General features: G+C 66.0%; 10 protein-coding genes and 2 pseudogenes. 8 read left to right on the top strand and 4 right to left on the bottom strand.

Translation table 11 applies throughout. The features are described 5' to 3' along the window. Positions 1 to 364: 364 nt before the first annotated feature. Entirely contained in the window at positions 365 to 3802 is a 3438-nt protein-coding gene (locus tag J1C73_RS00090) for a serine/threonine-protein kinase (RefSeq protein WP_242643502.1), read from the top strand. Continuing rightward, positions 3786 to 5180 carry a phospholipase D-like domain-containing protein gene (locus tag J1C73_RS00085; RefSeq protein WP_207314493.1) on the top strand — a complete coding sequence of 465 codons (1395 nt, stop codon included), beginning with the start codon at positions 3786 to 3788 and terminating at the stop codon, positions 5178 to 5180. The genes J1C73_RS00090 and J1C73_RS00085 overlap by 17 nt, the downstream gene beginning before the upstream one ends. Here the strand turns inward: J1C73_RS00085 and J1C73_RS00080 are convergent. Next, positions 5147 to 6193 carry a hypothetical protein gene (locus tag J1C73_RS00080; RefSeq protein WP_207314492.1) on the bottom strand — a complete coding sequence of 349 codons (1047 nt, stop codon included), beginning with the start codon at positions 6191 to 6193 and terminating at the stop codon, positions 5147 to 5149. The two genes, J1C73_RS00085 and J1C73_RS00080, sit on opposite strands and share 34 nt — an antisense overlap. 272 nt (positions 6194 to 6465) lie before the next feature. Here J1C73_RS00080 and J1C73_RS00075 point away from each other — a divergent pair. The 5 genes and pseudogenes from J1C73_RS00075 to J1C73_RS00055 form a co-directional block, all read left to right on the top strand. Then, a pseudogene (locus J1C73_RS00075) lies at positions 6466 to 6586 on the top strand (IS5/IS1182 family transposase); the annotation flags it as partial. 87 nt (positions 6587 to 6673) lie between these two features. After that, positions 6674 to 6991, top strand: a complete 318-nt coding sequence (locus J1C73_RS00070) for a hypothetical protein (RefSeq protein ID WP_207314491.1) — start codon at positions 6674 to 6676, stop codon at positions 6989 to 6991. A 41-nt stretch (positions 6992 to 7032) separates the two neighbouring features. Beyond that, the gene (locus J1C73_RS00065) at positions 7033 to 8439 is read left to right on the top strand and encodes a hypothetical protein (RefSeq protein WP_207314490.1); all 1407 of its coding nucleotides are present in this window, start codon (positions 7033 to 7035) and stop codon (positions 8437 to 8439) included. A 330-nt stretch (positions 8440 to 8769) separates the two neighbouring features. Beyond that, positions 8770 to 10932, top strand: coding sequence for an ATP-dependent nuclease (locus J1C73_RS00060; RefSeq protein ID WP_207314489.1), 2163 nt, complete (start codon positions 8770 to 8772; stop codon positions 10930 to 10932). Further along, positions 10929 to 12743, top strand: coding sequence for a UvrD-helicase domain-containing protein (locus J1C73_RS00055; protein WP_207314488.1), 1815 nt, complete (start codon positions 10929 to 10931; stop codon positions 12741 to 12743). Before J1C73_RS00060 ends, J1C73_RS00055 begins: the two co-directional genes overlap by 4 nt. A gap of 135 nt (positions 12744 to 12878) precedes the next feature. Here J1C73_RS00055 and J1C73_RS34315 read toward each other — a convergent pair. Both J1C73_RS34315 and J1C73_RS00050 read right to left on the bottom strand, forming a co-directional pair. Then, a pseudogene (locus tag J1C73_RS34315) lies at positions 12879 to 13130 on the bottom strand (DNA polymerase III); the annotation flags it as partial. A 69-nt stretch (positions 13131 to 13199) separates the two neighbouring features. Next, positions 13200 to 13526: a PASTA domain-containing protein gene (locus J1C73_RS00050; RefSeq protein WP_372446631.1), complete on the bottom strand. Its 327-nt coding sequence runs from the start codon at positions 13524 to 13526 to the stop codon at positions 13200 to 13202. A 934-nt stretch (positions 13527 to 14460) separates the two neighbouring features. On the opposite strand from J1C73_RS00050, the gene J1C73_RS00045 reads away from it, so the two are divergent. Further along, on the top strand, positions 14461 to 14685 hold the full coding sequence (locus tag J1C73_RS00045; protein WP_207314487.1) for a hypothetical protein: 225 nt from the start codon (positions 14461 to 14463) through the stop codon (positions 14683 to 14685). Between the two features lie 50 nt (positions 14686 to 14735). Here the strand turns inward: J1C73_RS00045 and J1C73_RS00040 are convergent, their stop codons facing one another. Next, positions 14736 to 14954 (bottom strand): hypothetical protein, encoded by a 219-nt coding sequence (locus J1C73_RS00040; RefSeq protein WP_207314486.1) that lies wholly within the window; start codon positions 14952 to 14954, stop codon positions 14736 to 14738. Between the last annotated feature and the right edge of the window lie 254 nt (positions 14955 to 15208).

Below are 15208 nucleotides of genomic sequence, written 5' to 3'. Positions count from 1 at the left end.
GCGGCAATGGGTCGAACGCTCAAATGCGCAACCGAGTTGGTCCGGGCCTGGTCCGCATATTGGCCTTGGTGGCCCTGGGCAGAGGCCAGTTGGTCCGCCGGCTGTGCACGGCCTACATGTCCCTGCTCCGTGGAGAACCTGTGGACACTGTTCGCGCGTGCTCTTGGATGTCAGCCAGGGCCGGCGGCGGGGCCGTGTAGTGCCGCACGCGGTGGCGGATGGGGGGTGTCGGCTCGTACCCGATGGGGCGTTTCCTTGCCGCTTTGTGGACGAAGTCGACCCGGAGGCGATGATCTATTGAAAGGATAGTCAAGGACGCGAAAATGCACGGCAGTTGATGGGTGAGGAGCCGCGTGTGACCGGCATGATCAACGGGCGGTTTCATCTGCTGCCGCAGGCGGAAAAGCGCCAGGGCGGTATGTCCGAGGTGCGCAAGGCAGTGGATGTCTTGAGCCCGGAGGGCGCCTACGCGGCGGTGAAGCTGCTCAAGCGGCGCGACGACGAGGAGAGCACGCGGATTTTCCTCGACCGTGAGACCGCCTCGTTGCGGGCGCTGACCCATCCGAACATCGTGCGGATGCTGGATTCGGGCTGGGACGAAGAGCTGGAGCAGTACTTCATCGTCCTGGAGTGGGTCGACAGGAGCCTGAAGGACGAGATGAGCGGGGGCCGTCCGCTGGACTGGCCGGCCTACTTCGCTCGGATCGGGCGGCCGTTGGCATCTGCTCTCGCCTACGCTCACGAGCAGCGGGTGGAGCACCGAGACATTAAGCCTGGAAACGTCCTCTTGACCAGTGACGGCACGGTCAAGCTCGCCGACTTCGGGATCGCTAAGGTCGTGGAGACGGCGGGGGCGTCCGTGACGGATCACACGGTCGCTGACTACGGTTCCAGCCTGTACAAGCCATTGGAGAAGAGCAGCGTCGGCTGGGTCAGGGATGTCTACGCGTACGCCGTCCTGGCCATCCAGATCTTGTCCAACAGCAAGGCCCGCGACTACCCCGGACTGCTGTCCGCGCTGGACGAGCTAGAGATGGACACCGATGTCCGCGCGATTCTGAAGTCCTGCATCGACCTCGAACCGCAGAAGAGGCCGGCCAACGCCATCGTGCTGGAGCACCAACTGCTGGAGGTGGAGCGACGGTGCGGCAACCGTGACGCGCGGCAGCGCAACTCGGTGTGGCTGAAGATGACCAAGAACGCCGCGGAGAAGCTCGTCACCGTGCCGGAGGGCGAGGGACTGAGCCTCGACCAGGTCATGGCGCGCGCCAAGTCGGAGGTGATGTCCGACATCTCGGGCACGGTGCATGTCGACTACGGCTGGAACCCGGCCACGAAAGAGGTCGACACCGGGACGGTGCGGGTCTTCGGCCGGAAGCTGTTCCTGCGCATGGCCGGCGACGACAACAACTCCGACCGGTGCGTCATCGTGTCCGCAGAAGAGCGGCCGGAGGAATGGCTGGCGAAGCGCCGGGAGTCTGCACTCAAGCTTGATCCGATTCTGAGCTGGACCTTCTACGATCCGGGCGAGGACCCGGCCAACCGCGGGCTGAACGTGCTGCTGGCGGGCCTCAACACGCATGTCGAGGCCCGCGAGGAGAAGGGTCGCGAAGACCGGCGGCAGAACCTCGGGGACCTCTTCGATGGCTGGCGGCACGTCCTGGAGGCCCGCGAGGAGATCGCGGCGAACGGGCGGCAGCCCGTCGCCTACGACAGGACGGAGGGCACCTCGTACACGCGGTCCTTCCGTCTGGGTGCCACAGAAACGGTGATGGAGATCGGCGACGAGTGGTCGGTCGTGGAATACCCCTACAGTCGGCCCATCGACCGTGGTGTCGTCACCAGTCGGACCGAGGACACCGTCCAGCTCCGGATGACTCGTGCCAAGACGGCGCTGCCACGCCGCGGTTACTTGCTGCCCTTCCTCGGCCCCAGCCAGAGCGCCATCAACCGGCAGCGCGACGCGCTGTCCACGGTCGCCGCCGAGCAGAGCAGTAACCCTCACCTGGGCAAGATCATCGAGAATCCGCAGGAGATGCCGGTCCTGCCTCCGGTCGAGGTCACCTCCTGGGTCCGCGCCGACCTTGACCAGAGCAAACGGGATGTCGTCGTGCGCGCGCTGGGGACGCAGGACCTGGTCCTGGTCGAGGGGCCGCCTGGCACTGGTAAGACCACGGTGATCGCGGAGATCGTTGAGCAGACCCTCAGCCGCAAGCCGGACGCACGAATTCTCATCGTCAGCCAGACCCACATCGCCATCGACAACGCGTTGCGCCGTCTGGAGGAGGCGGGTATCGACGGCCTGGTGCGTTTGGGGCGCCCGGACGATCCGCGTATCGATCCCGCCGCGCAAGCGCTGCTGTTGGACCGGCAGGTCAAGAGATGGACGCAGAGTGTTCGGGCCCGGGCGGAGAGGCACCTGGAAGCGGTCGCGATCCGGCAGAAGCTGGAGGCACGGCACCTGAAGGCGGCACTCCTGCTGGAGGAGGCGGCCGCCGTCGCCACCGACCTCGCGCACGTTGAGGGCCGCCTCGTGGAACTGACCGCTCAGCCTTTGCCCGACCGCACCACCTCCGCGCGGGAACTGGGAGAGGAAGCGGTCACCGTCGGCGCCCGCCGGGAGACACTCCTCGAACAGCGTGCGGCCCTGGTCGTCGAGATCCAGAGTGCCCTGGACGGTGACCTCACCCTGCGCGAGACCATGACCGCGCGGGAGTGCCGGGACGCCGTCGAGGCTCTGTTTCCGGCAGATGGTCCCGGACAGAACCTCATGCGGCTGCTGCGCTTGCAGGGCGAATGGCTCAAGCGGATCGGCAGCGACCCGCACCTGATCGCCAGTTTCTTGCGGACCCGGAATGTGGTGGGTGGCACGGCCCTGGGCTTCTTGGGGCATCCGGCAGCACGTTCCCTGGACTTCGACCTGTGCATCTTCGACGAGGCGTCGAAGGCGACCGCGACCGAGGCGCTGGTCCCGCTGGCCCGGGCGAAGCGGTGGGTGCTGGTGGGGGACACCAAGCAGCTCCCGCCGATCGACGAGGACCTGCTGCGCAATGGCAAGGCCATGGAAGACCACCAGCTGACCCCGGAGATCGTGCAGACGACGCTGTTCCAGCACCTGGCGGACAATACGCAGCTGCCGGTCAAGCACCTGCTGCGCGAGCAGTACCGGATGACTCCTGCCATCGGCAACATGATCAGCAGCTGCTTCTACGACAACGGACTGCTCTCTCCCAATCCGCACGAGCTACCGGGGTACAGGGGCATCAACCGGCCTGTGCTCTGGATGGACACCAGCTTTCATCCGGGGCGGCGTGAGACGGAGCGATCAGGCACCGAGACCAGCGTCTCCAACCGGCTTGAAGCGCAGATCGCAGAGAAACGTCTGGAGGTCATCGACCATGCGATCGGGAAGGGGGTGGTCCAGCCGCCCGGCGGCAAGCCATTGGAGGTTCTGGTCATCGCGCCCTACGGCCGTCAGGTCGAAACACTCAAGAAGCAGCTAGCCAAGAAGAAGCTGAGGCACTTCACGCCCGAGGTGCTCTCTGTGGATGCCGTGCAGGGTCGCGAGTGCGACCTCGCGGTCTTCTGCGTGACCCGCAGCAACTCCGACGGCCGGTTCGGGTTCCTGGGGCAGCCCTACTGGCGGCGCATCAACGTCGCTCTCTCCCGCGCCCGGTTCGGGCTGATCATCGTCGGGGACGCCGGCTTCTGCCGCAGCAAACCCGGCGCCCTGCGCAACGTCCTCGACTATATGAGCAGCCACCCGGAAGACTGCGAGATCCGCGATGTCAACGTTCAGTGAGGACAGCCTGCTGGCCGTCCGCTTCGGAAATGCCCGCACCGGCTTCGACCTCGTCGGCATCGTCGACGCGGCCCTGCCCGTCGCCCGCATCACCACCGAGGTCCTCGCCCAGGACAGCAAGGACATCCCCCTGCTGGAGGAGTACGTCCTGCGGCTCGTCGAGCAAGGGGAGAGAACACCGGAATCCATCGCGGGGCTCCTCGGCCTGGACGTCGCCATGGTGAACCAGACCGTGGCGGTCCTTTTCGGCTCCGACGACCTGCGATGGACTGCTCCCGTGCCCGGCACAGCGCCCGTTCCGCGGCTGCGCTTGACCGAGAAGGGCCGCTTCACCGCGACGAAGGCGGCTGCCATCGTCCCGGTCCGGGTCAGCCAGTCCCTCGTCTTCGACCAGATGTTGTGGCGGGCCTCCCCTTACAGCCGCCGCAGCACCATCGCCCGGGACGTGGCCACCGAAGCCGGAATGATCATGCTGCCTGCCGCGCGTTCCGGTCCCGTCGAGGACGGCGAGGTGACCGCCGAGGAGATCACCTCCCTACTTCAGGAGAACGGCACCACCACCCGCGAAGTCCTGCAGGTCAAAAGCATCGTCCAGACCCGAACCCGTCATGTCCTGCCGGTCAAGCTCCTCGTTTATGCGGACGCTGAACGCGCTGACATCGAGCTCGGTGTCGTCATCGATGGCGAACTGAGCGACCGCCATGAGATCGAACTGATCGGCTTCGGCGGCGCCAAGGGCCTCGGTATCAACGTAGAGCCCGAGCCTGAGCGCCCCCTGCTGGAACCCGACCTCGAAGAGGCCCGGATCCCCCTGCAGGAGGTCACTCAGAAACGCGCAGAGCAGGCCGCCGTCCAGCTCAACTCCCCGGCACCCCTCCCTGCAGAGCCGAAGGCCCTAGAGTCGCAGGCAGAGGAGATTCGAGCAATCGGTGTCTTCGAGCACCCGGAGCTCCTCGACGAAGCCCTCACCAGCGCCCGGAAACGCATCCTGATCATCTCACCGTGGATCACCGGCGCGATCGTCACCACGGCGTTCGTCGGCAAACTGGAACGCCGACTGCAGCGTGGCGTGAAGGTCGACATCGCCTACGGCTATGACGACAGCGAGAATAGGACCGACCCGAATGCCATCAGAAGGCTGAACAACCTCGCTGCGCGATACCCCGAGAAGCTGCACGTGGCGCGCCTCAAGAGCAACCATGCCAAGATCCTCCTCTTCGACGATGCCTGGGTGACCACCTCCTTCAACTGGCTCTCCTTCAAGGGTGATCCGGACCGCACCTACCGGGTGGAGGAGGGCACCCTGATCCGAAATCGGGAGAAATCTGACGTCTACTATGCCCGCTACCTCGAACTCATTGGCGACAACCGCCGATAGGCCAGCACCGTGGAGTCCTGCACCTCGCTGTCCCGACGGCCCGGGCGGCGCCGGTCCTCAGGAACCGTCCAGTCTGCCGCGAAAAGAGTGCCGTCGATGTAGAGCGTGCGCTCCTGGCGAGGCCGGTGGCGGGCGAGCAGGCCCAGGATGTCGTCGTGAAGGCCCGCGATTTCGTTGCGCCGAGCCGCCCGTTCCACACGCTGCAGCACCGGCGCCAAGACCCCGAGCGTCACGCCGAGCGCCGCGAAGCCAGCCACGACGTAGTCGCCCAGAATGAGTGGTTCCTGATGGGCGAAGGCGTCCAGGAACGGCGTGTAGTAGGCCAGCACATGTAGGTCCGGGTCGACGGGAAGGTCTACGGCGCGAGGGTGGGCTATGTCCGGGTCGATCGCCGTCAGACGCATGGGGCTATGGGGGGAGCAGAAGTGCACCGCGCTCGCGTATGCGATCTTCGGCACTTCGCCCTTGATGGTCCTGACTGTCCTCTTCTGTTCCTCCATCGCTTCGCGCAGCTCCTTCGTCAGCGGGCCTGAGCGGCCCTTGGCTTCCGCGACGACATAACCGCCGACGGTCCACTCTCCGAAGAAGTCCGCCCGGCTCCGGCCGGGGGCGAAGGTGAGATTGTAGGCGGAGGCGTAGCGGGCGACGTGCATGAAGAACCGGACGGATAGCTGCCTCTCGGCGAAGATCTGGCACATGGCCTGCCCCAGGGTGTAGGACAGCATGCCCTTCTCGGAGGGGTCGAGTTCGCGGGCGAGGTCGGTACGTGTGATGCGACGGACCGGATCATCGCTCCAGCTGAGATAGGCGGGCAGGACCGCCACCCTGTGGCACCACTCGTACGCCGATGACCTCCCGTGCTTGGTTTGGTCGTACGGGGCCCTGCCCGTGATGAACAACGCGCGCGCCAAGTCTTGCGGCAGGACTGGCAGATCCTGCTCGACGGGGACGCCGGTACTGGCCGGGAAGAGCGTGGCATCGGTGCGCACGTGCGCGGGGCCATTGAAGAACATCGTCGCCGCTTTCCGGGTTCAGGGCCGTCATGCACAGACCGTTAGGATCGTCGTACCGGCATCTCTCTATCACCCCGGTCCGCAGTCCGCCCCGGCATCAGCGGAGACGGAAGCGATCCCCCGGGAACTCGCCGCATGGCTCCAGCCACGTCAGGCGCCTGTGTCCGCGTGCCGCCCTGATGGCGACGGGCGCGTCGGACCGCGCCGGCCATCAGTCACCGAAGCGACCCACGACAGCCGTATGTTGCTGGAAAGTGAGCGTCGGCGTTGGCCACCACATCATCCGGATCTGTGAGCGACAAGGCATCCCTGGCCTCGCCGACCGCGCCTATACCGGCGCCGGCCTCCCACGTCGCCGTCGGCCTCAAACGACCACCCGGGGGCGAACTCACCCGACGTTGCGCTACCGCGGTCCTCCAGCGATGACGGCGGTGTCCGAGTCCCGATCCGGGAACCGGAGGCCAGTTGTAGGCTCCCGCCATGCCGATCTTTGAATACCGTGGCGAAGCCGCGAACTTGAAGGTGCTAGCACGGGAAATAGAGGCGGATCAGCACCTCGCCGGAAAGTGCTCCCTCGCCCTCACGCCCCTGCAGCAGAACAGACGCGACTCCTTACGCCACGCCCACTGGGCGGAGATCTCCATCTCCGTCGCCGCCGGACTGGCCACGAACACCCTGTATGACGCCTTGAAGGCATTGGTCGAGCGGGCGCGTGATCGGGGGCCCGTGGAGGAGGCGCCTCCTCGACTGGAAGACGACGACCAGGGTGCGGACGGCTCGGAAGGGGTGAACCGGTGACCGTCCACTCTCCACGTCTACGGAACTCGAGTGGCGCCGAGTTGAATCTGCGCAGCCAGATCCTCTTCCAGGATCAGACCCGCACGCGCACCAGCGATCTTGTGACGGCGGTCGGCTCCTGGCACAAGACCTACGTCCACGAGAGCAGCCACTGGGCGCGATATCACGGATCCACTGTCGGCATTCTTCTGAGCCTGCTGCGGCGCACGAGGGACCAGTTGGCCGCGTACACGATCTCTCACCTGCCCCGGCAAGACGTGGAGCATCTCCACGAGGACCGGAGCAGCGGACTCCCCTTTTTCTCCTTCGAGCGCTACCCCAAGCACGCCCAAGGGGAACTGAAATACAGCGAATTGGATTGGCTCAACCTCTACTTCGCCTACTACCTCCTCTTGGACCCGGAGGGTCTGACGGAGTTCGACACCGCCACCTGGGACATGCGGGCGGCAATGGAGCACTCCCTCGAAGACATGTGGCGCCAGGGTGCGGGCATGGAGATGGTCGAGTGTCCCGATGGCGTACGCGTCGGCATCGACGGGCCCCTGAAGCTCATGCACACCTCCGAGGGCCCGCTCACCACTCGCGTCCTCTTCGAGTGCGCGGCGGTGCTCGACGAACTCTTCCAGTTCGAGGGCGCCTTCATACGGAAAGCTGACCCGGCGCTGCGCGAGTTCTTGCTCGAGGTGCTGAACGGCGAGTATGGGATGCCGTGTCGCCTGGCACGTGCTCTCGCAGGGCGCACCCTGGGCGGAAGTACCGTCCTGGCTCTCATCGACTTCGCACTGAACCCTGTGGTGCCGGGCTTGAACTCCGACGACCCGTCCGTCGACTGGAAAGAGCTCTACCCTCCCTACCGGTTCGTGACGGCAGCCAAGGCGATGACGGGCTGGGAGACGGACCTGGAGTTCCAGTATCCGAGCCACGAGGCGACGGTCCACTTCCAGCACATGCTGGCCAAGCGCAGTGGGCTCCGGATGGGAAGCGTGGCTTCCCGTCTGTCCGACCTCTCGACCCTCCGGGAAGCCGCCACGACCCCCATGCACCTGTCCGCGCGTACGCCTGCCGTGTCCCTCATGTGCGCTTCACGTCTGCTTGCCCTGCGGGACAGAGACGTCTGTTCGATCTCGCACTACGGCGTCAATTTCCTGGGCGAGAGAGTGACCAGGTTCATCAAGCCCGACCGGGACATGCAGTGGCTGTTCCCGGTGTTCCAGGTGAGTCAGGGTGAGTACCGGTGGCCGGCGGAGCACGTGGGCCTCGATGAGGCGACGGACCTGCTGATAGGTGCCGCCGTGGCGTCGGCGTACGACGACATCCTGCACGGCGTCGGCCCTCTCGCTCACGACCACCTTCCCCGCAGCCTCTTCGACGACGTCGGACAGGTCGAAGCGCTGAACCAGGTCCTCAAGGACTCGACGGGACTGGACATGGGCTGGCATCGGGCCTGATGCGGACCCATTCACCGCTCCTGGCGCAACGCCTTTGCTGAGCACCGGTCACGCTGTGCGCCTCGTACGTGGCCATCCCTCACACGGTCCGTCGGCCTATGAGGTGGTGGCCGCATGGGCGCCGTATCTCGAACATTTGGGAGTTGATTCAGATCGATGGGCGACCGAAACTGAATCAAATGCGACCGCTGTGCATTTAGAGAATTATGGTGACAAGATGCGGCCCCAGATCCTGAGGGGGCGACGGCATCTCATGGGGCTTGTGGCTCCCTTTGCTGTGTGTTCCCGCCGGACGTCCCAGGGTGTGTACGAGCGCAGCAAGGAGCCGCGATGACCCAGCCCAGTGATCCGCGTGCCATCCCAGGCCCGCGAGACGGCTCCGCCGAACCACACGGGACCGTAGTCCCGGTGCCGCCCCGGCTCACCAAGGCGGTCATCCGTAACTTCCGGCTGCTCCGCAGAACCGAGCTTTCCTTCACGGACAAGGTGACACTGTGCGTCGGCCGCAACAACACGGGAAAGACCTCGCTGGCGAAACTGTTCGAATTCTTCGTGGCGAGGAAGAAGGCCGCGCTGCGCATCGAAGACTTCTCCGCCGACTGCTACGAGGAGTTCCTCGCCGCCCATCGCCTCTTCGCCTCGGGTGAGGCGGAGCAGGCGCGCGACACGGTTCCGGCAGTCACCCTCACCCTCCACATCTCCTACGACAAGGACTGCGGCCAGTACGGACCCCTGGCCCCCTTCGTGGTGGATCTCGACCCCGACTGCTCCGAGGTGGTGATCAGGTTCGCCTTCGCGTTGGGGGATGGTGCCCTGAAGGAGTTCTTCGGCGGCGTGCCGGTGGGGCCGGATGCCACGGCCACGCTTGAGCAGCTGGGCAGAGGCATCCCGAAGCACTTCGAGATGTCGGTGATGGCGGTCGACCCGACCGATGAGGCGAACGTCCGACCGGTCGACCTCGCGGACGTGCGCACCCTGGTGAGGGTGGACTTCGTCGAGGCGCAGCGAGGGCTGGACGACGAGAGCGACGGGCATGCCGCACCAATTGGAGCGGTCTTCGAGCAACTGCTGACCGCGGCGGAGAAGAGCCAGAACGCGACGTGGCTGGAGGAGCTCGCCGCGAACATCGACAGGACACTCGTGGACACCTCCGGCAGTCTCGACAGTAGCCTCCAGAAGGTCCGCGAACGGGTGGCGCCGACATTGAAGGCATTCGGCTATCCGGGTCTGGCAAACCAGGAGTTCGTCACGGCCGCCCGGCTGGACTCCAAGAGGCTGCTCAGGAACTTCGCGCGCATTCACTATCCGGGAGTGGCCGGTGTGCGGTTCCCGGAGTCGTACAACGGCCTCGGTACGCGGAACTTGGTGATGATTCTGCTCAGGCTCTTCACCTGCTACCGCGACCACACGGCGACCTCTCCGGAGTCGGGGATCCATCTCGTCTTCCTGGAGGAACCGGAGGCCCATCTGCATCCGCAGATGCAGGAGGCTTTCATCCAGCGACTCACGTACTCCGTCAATCTGTTCCCCCGGATCGACGCGCAGATGAGAGCGACGATGCCCGGGCAAAAGGGAGCGGTCGAGGAGAGCAGCACCGCAATCGACAGCAGCCCCCGGTGGAACGCTCAGTTCGTGGTGACCACCCACTCGGCACACGTGGCCAACCGAGGACACTTCTCCGACATCCGGTACTTCCGGAAGGAGGAGGACACCGTGGAGAGCGGAAGCGAGCCGGGGCCGGCCCGCACTGTCATCAAGGACCTGTCCCAGGTGACCGGCGACGAGAGGTTCCTCCGCAAGTACCTGACCCTCACCCGGGCCGACCTCTACTTCGCGGACAAGGCCATCCTCGTCGAGGGCGCCAGCGAGCGTATCTTCGTCCCGGCTGCGGAGGAGAAGCTGGCGGCGAGGAGGCCCGGAGAGACGCCCCAGCACCAGTACGTGACCTTGATGGAGGTCGGCGGGGCGCATGCCCACAGGTTCTATCCGCTGCTGAAGGTTCTCGGGATCCCAGCCCTGATCATCACGGATCTTGATCCCGTCGACGACAGGGAGCCCAAGATCCGCAAATGCCTGGTGTCCGAATCCGGACGCACGTCCAACCAGTCCATCAGGGCGTGGTCCCCCGAGATGGCCGACATCACGGTGGCCGAGCTGCTGCAGCGGGCCGAGACGGACCCGCCGATCGTCGGCGGCAGCATGTGCCTCGCCTACCAGGTGCCGGAGGAGCCCGGCGGTCCGTGCGGCCGCACTTTCGAGGACGCCTTCGCGTTGGCCAACCGGGCCCTGTTCGGTATCCCCACGGGTGCCGCTCCCGCCGAGGAACTGGAACAACAGGCCCGTAGCAGCGTGGAGACCAGGTGCAGCAAGGTCGACTTCGCTCTCGACCACGTCCTCGGAGACCACGACTGGCAGGTCCCGAAGTACATCAGGCGCGGCCTCGAGTGGCTCATGGCACAGGAGGGGACGGCGACGAAGGCGGACGTCCAGTGACGACCGAGGCGGAAGACGTCACGCACACGATCCTGACGGCTCTCCAGGCGGGCCGTCACTTCAAGGTGGAGGCCGGTGCCGGTGCGGGCAAGACCAGCTCACTGATCGAGGTGCTCCAGAGCATCCTGGCTGACCGCCCCCGCTACCTCCCGCGGCCCCACCAGCGCATCGCCTGCGTCACCTACACCAATGTGGCCCGCGACGAGATCATCAGCCGTACCGACCGCAGCCCGTACGTGTTCGCCGAAACCATCCATGGTTTCCTGTGGCAGCTGCTCTCCCCTTTCCCCAAGCACCTGTTGCGCCACATCGTCGAGCTGGACCTCATGCTGTCGAAGATGGAGGGCCACACCTCACTGGACGGCTACACCGTCGACTACAGCACCGGCTTCCAGAAAGTGGACCACGACAGCCGTCGCGTGCAGCTGGGTCACAACGATTTGCCCGTCCTCGCGAGGGCGTTTTTCGCCCTTCCCAAGTTCCGGGCCCTGGCTGCCGACCGGTTCCCGATCGTCTTCGTGGACGAGTACCAGGACACCCCCGCCGGTCTGGCGGAGGCCATGCTGGGCACGCCGGGCGATGAGGCCACCTCGCGCGGCCCCCTCTGCGGCTTCTTCGGGGACCATTGGCAGCAGATCTACGACAACGCGTGCGGGGCACTCGAGGACGCCCGCCCGACACCGGTCTTCAGACGGCGCAATCGGCGCTCGCAGCGCGCCGTCGTGAACCTCCTGAACACGATGCGTCCCGAACTGACGCAGACGACGGCGTCAGGAGTTGGCGAGGGCACCGTCGCCGTCTATTACACGAACGAATGGGCCGGGACGAGGCTCACCCACCACCGGAAGGGTCAGCTCGGCTGGGAGGCGGCCCACGCGGCCCGGAAATGGGTACTGGACGACGTCCGCGACCGGTTATGGAGCATCGGGGCATCCGGTCACGATGCCCAGGCGCGGGCGGAGGAGCCCAGCACGAAGATCCTCATGCTCACGCACGAGACGATCGCCGGCGAACTGGGATATCAGAAGCTCCACGGGGCCTTTCGGCGCAACGATTCCTACGTGAGGAAGGAGGACCACGCCATGGCCTTCTTCATGGACACGCTGGAACCGGCCCTGCTCCACCACCGGAACAAGCGCTACGGCGCGATGTTCGACGCACTCGACCCCCGTGGCCGCCCACCCATCAACTCGTCGGCCGACAAGCAGGAATGGATGGCGTTCCTGACGAAACTGGGGGAGGCCCGCAAGACGGGCACGGTCGGCGACGTCCTCGACCTCTGTCTTGAGCAGCAGCTCTTCGACGGCCTGGGGAAGGTGCGCGAGCGTCACCGGAAGGCCGTGTCACCATCCGGCACCGACCCGCAGGCTGTGAGTGACGACAAGGCCGAAGCCCGGGCGGCGGCGTGGTCGAAGGAGTACCAACAACTGCGCCAGGTGCCGTACGCGGAGTTGCTGGCGTTGAACGAGCACCTCGGCGGCGGCACGCCCTTCGCCACACAACACGGCGTCAAAGGACTGGAGTTCAACCGGGTCCTCGCCGTGGTCAGCAAGGGACACTCCCGCTTCCAGATCCCCGAGATGCTGGCTAACTTCTCCCGGCGCGACGAACTGATGGACAAGGAACTGGAGGCGTTTATCAGGGCACGCAACCTCTTCTACGTGGCATGCTCACGGGCCAGAGAGCATCTGGCCATCCTCTTCACCACGAAACTTGAGCCCGCTGCACTGGACACCCTCCGGGAGTGGGTCGGCGAGTCGCGGATCATGTCGCTGCGGTTCGACGGGGATACGGTGGTGGGTGGCGAATGAGGGACGAGGCAGGCCGGACGGATCCCCGGGCCAACCCCGACAAGGGATGCCCTGGGTTGCTGGTCGCCCGGATGCGATCGCCTCATGACGACCTCGGGCAGCTCCCGGCCGCCAAAGATCACGGAGGAGGTGGGCGAAGGTCGGAGCGCCCCGCAGTCGCTCAGCCATGAGCCCGTGTACCTCGACCGGCCCCGGGTCGCATCCAGGGTTGAGCAGGGTCGAGAACTCTCCGGACTGTTCGCCTTCCGGGCTGATCGTCACCACAGCGACGGACAGCATTCGGTCCCGTCGGGGTACGAGTACTCAGGTTTCTACATCGATCAGCGCCCAGTCGCAGGCGTAGTCACTTGCGGTGGGTATATCCAAGCCAGCAGAGACGAGACTCATCGCGTGGGTTGCCCAATCAACTCGGTGACTTACGTGGCGTCGTGTGCCCTACTGCAGCCCGACTGACGGTCAGGGACAGGACTCCTCGAACTTGACCGCCTTGAGAGTGACCGGCTGCCCGTTGAGCGATGTGCCCGCGGCCGGCTCCTGCGTGCACACCTTCCAATTCGATTCGACCAGTACCCAGCGGTCGTCCGGCAGGGCATCCTTCACCGTGAGGGAGACACCGGAGTCCAGGGCGGAGCGGGCGGCCTTGACCGACTCGCCGGCGAAGTTCGGCACCTTGCCGCCTTCAGCGGTCGGCGGCTTCTCGTTCTTCGCCGGGCAGTCCTCCCTGAGCTTCAACGCCCCGAAGTCGAGGTCGGTGTCGGTCGGCTTGAAGGCGCCAGCCTCCATGGTCTGACTGCGTACGTTCCAGTTCCGGTCGAACGCCTGTATACGTTCCCGGCCAAGTGCGTCGTGGGATGTGAGCCCATGGAGACCGGCTCCCTGCGCTTTGTCCTCGACTGACTGCAGGCCCATGCCGACGAAGTCGGGGACGGTCGCCTTCTTGGGCGCGTCGGCAGTCGGCTTGTCGTCGCTGGCCGTCTTGGCGGCTTCGCCGAGTTGGTCCGCACCTGGTCCGGATCTTGGTCCGTGATCTGTGGTGTTGGCGTGCGAGTCCTGTGGTACGACATGGCACAGGTTGTAGATCGTGTCTTGTGCGGTCCAGGGTGGTCTAGGGAAGGCACGTAAGTGCAGGTCACGCCGCTGTGATCCAGGAGCGTCCGCGGTGTTGGTGAGAGCGATGTGAGAGATGCGTACCCCCGTCGGCAGGTGCCGACGGGGGTACGGGCGTGTCGCGGCGGGTCTCTCTGGGGGGGCGAACGATGTGGCCTGTCGGGTCGGGGCGTCTATGTCCCTTCTGCTCGGGGCGGGCGGTGGCGACGCTGCGGTGCGTTCAGTGAGGTTGCCTTCTGCGGATGGGGAGGACGCTGAGGGCCATGACGGTGCCGTCGTCGTGGAAGGAGATCGGCCCGTTCCATCGGCCGGTTCCGTGGGGGGCTCGCGGATGGACAGGGATGGAACTACTGTGCGGCACCGGGTATCCCGTGAGGAAGTGCACCGACGTCGTCCCCCAACCCGGGTCGGGCAGGTGACGATCTCGGTGCGGCGCTCAGGCGTCGGGGTCTTCCCGGAGGTAGTCGGGGGCGAGGTTCTGAAGGCGCTTGCGGTGTCCCCGACGCGTACTTCCGGGTGCTATACATACCCGCGTGCCCTTCCTGGCGTACGGTGCTCAGGGCTACGGGCCGACTCGCTCACCGAACCGGGCCGGGGCACGCTGGGAGGCGTGACCAGGGCACCGATCGCAGTGCACCGGCCCTCCCGTACGGGCGGCCGGGGAGTCACCGTGCACAGCAGCGGGCGGGACGAGATCCTCGGGACCGCCTACAGCGACCACGACCTGGTCGTGTTCCTCGAGGGCACCGGCTTCGCCGATTCCGATGCCATCCTGGACGACCCGCGGTGGGTGGAGTGGCGCGGCGGACCCGCCCACGAGATCAGCGCCTTCTGATGTCCGAGCGGCCCAACGGCCGGGCAGGTGGTCCTGCCCGGCCGCGGTGGCTACTCCCAGGGTCTCGGTAGCGCGTGCCACAGGGTTCTGAGCCAGTCGGGCGGGTTGGTGAGGAACTTGTCCACTAGCCGGGCCGTGATGGCCCGGGCGGCCCCTTGGGCGGCGCCCTGGGCTATCGCGGCGGGCAGGCCGGCACCGATAGCGGGCTGCTGCGGGACGGGTGCGAGGTTGGGCGGCTGGACGCGCGCGGGATCGTTGTCCCGGGTCATGGTGCTGCTCCCTTGAGCAGAGGGATCGAGGACAGCGGACACCTGCGTGGTGTCGTCCGCGGGGGAATGCGCCGCGCGGTCGGCGGTCCTGCTGCGGCTCTGCGTGAGAGCGTCCCTGTGAGGCTTCAGCCTGGCCCAAGGGTGGCGTTGGTGTCGTGTCCAGCGTAGCGGTGGTCGGTATGTTCGGTGCCCCTGCCGCCTGGTGGGTGGGGTCATCGGTACGGCCTTCGGCGTGAGTTCGACATGGCGGGCGG

The sequence above is a fragment of the Streptomyces laculatispora genome, assembly GCF_017353455.1.
Lineage (GTDB): Bacteria > Actinomycetota > Actinomycetes > Streptomycetales > Streptomycetaceae > Streptomyces > Streptomyces laculatispora.
The sequence above is the reverse complement of the archived record's forward strand: the minus strand, read 5'-3'. Positions and strand labels throughout refer to the sequence as shown.

What these genes read in the sequence shown, in the direction of transcription:
- J1C73_RS00040 (WP_207314486.1), bottom strand. Translation starts at nt 14,954, where the DNA reads ATGACCCGGGACAACGATCCCGCGCGCGTCCAGCCGCCCAACCTCGCA.
- J1C73_RS00060 (WP_207314489.1), top strand. Translation starts at nt 8,770, where the DNA reads ATGACCCAGCCCAGTGATCCGCGTGCCATCCCAGGCCCGCGAGACGGC.
- J1C73_RS00070 (WP_207314491.1), top strand. Translation starts at nt 6,674, where the DNA reads ATGCCGATCTTTGAATACCGTGGCGAAGCCGCGAACTTGAAGGTGCTA.
- J1C73_RS00050 (WP_372446631.1), bottom strand. Translation starts at nt 13,526, where the DNA reads ATGGAGGCTGGCGCCTTCAAGCCGACCGACACCGACCTCGACTTCGGG.
- J1C73_RS00085 (WP_207314493.1), top strand. Translation starts at nt 3,786, where the DNA reads ATGTCAACGTTCAGTGAGGACAGCCTGCTGGCCGTCCGCTTCGGAAAT.
- J1C73_RS00080 (WP_207314492.1), bottom strand. Translation starts at nt 6,193, where the DNA reads ATGTTCTTCAATGGCCCCGCGCACGTGCGCACCGATGCCACGCTCTTC.
- J1C73_RS00090 (WP_242643502.1), top strand. Translation starts at nt 365, where the DNA reads ATGATCAACGGGCGGTTTCATCTGCTGCCGCAGGCGGAAAAGCGCCAG.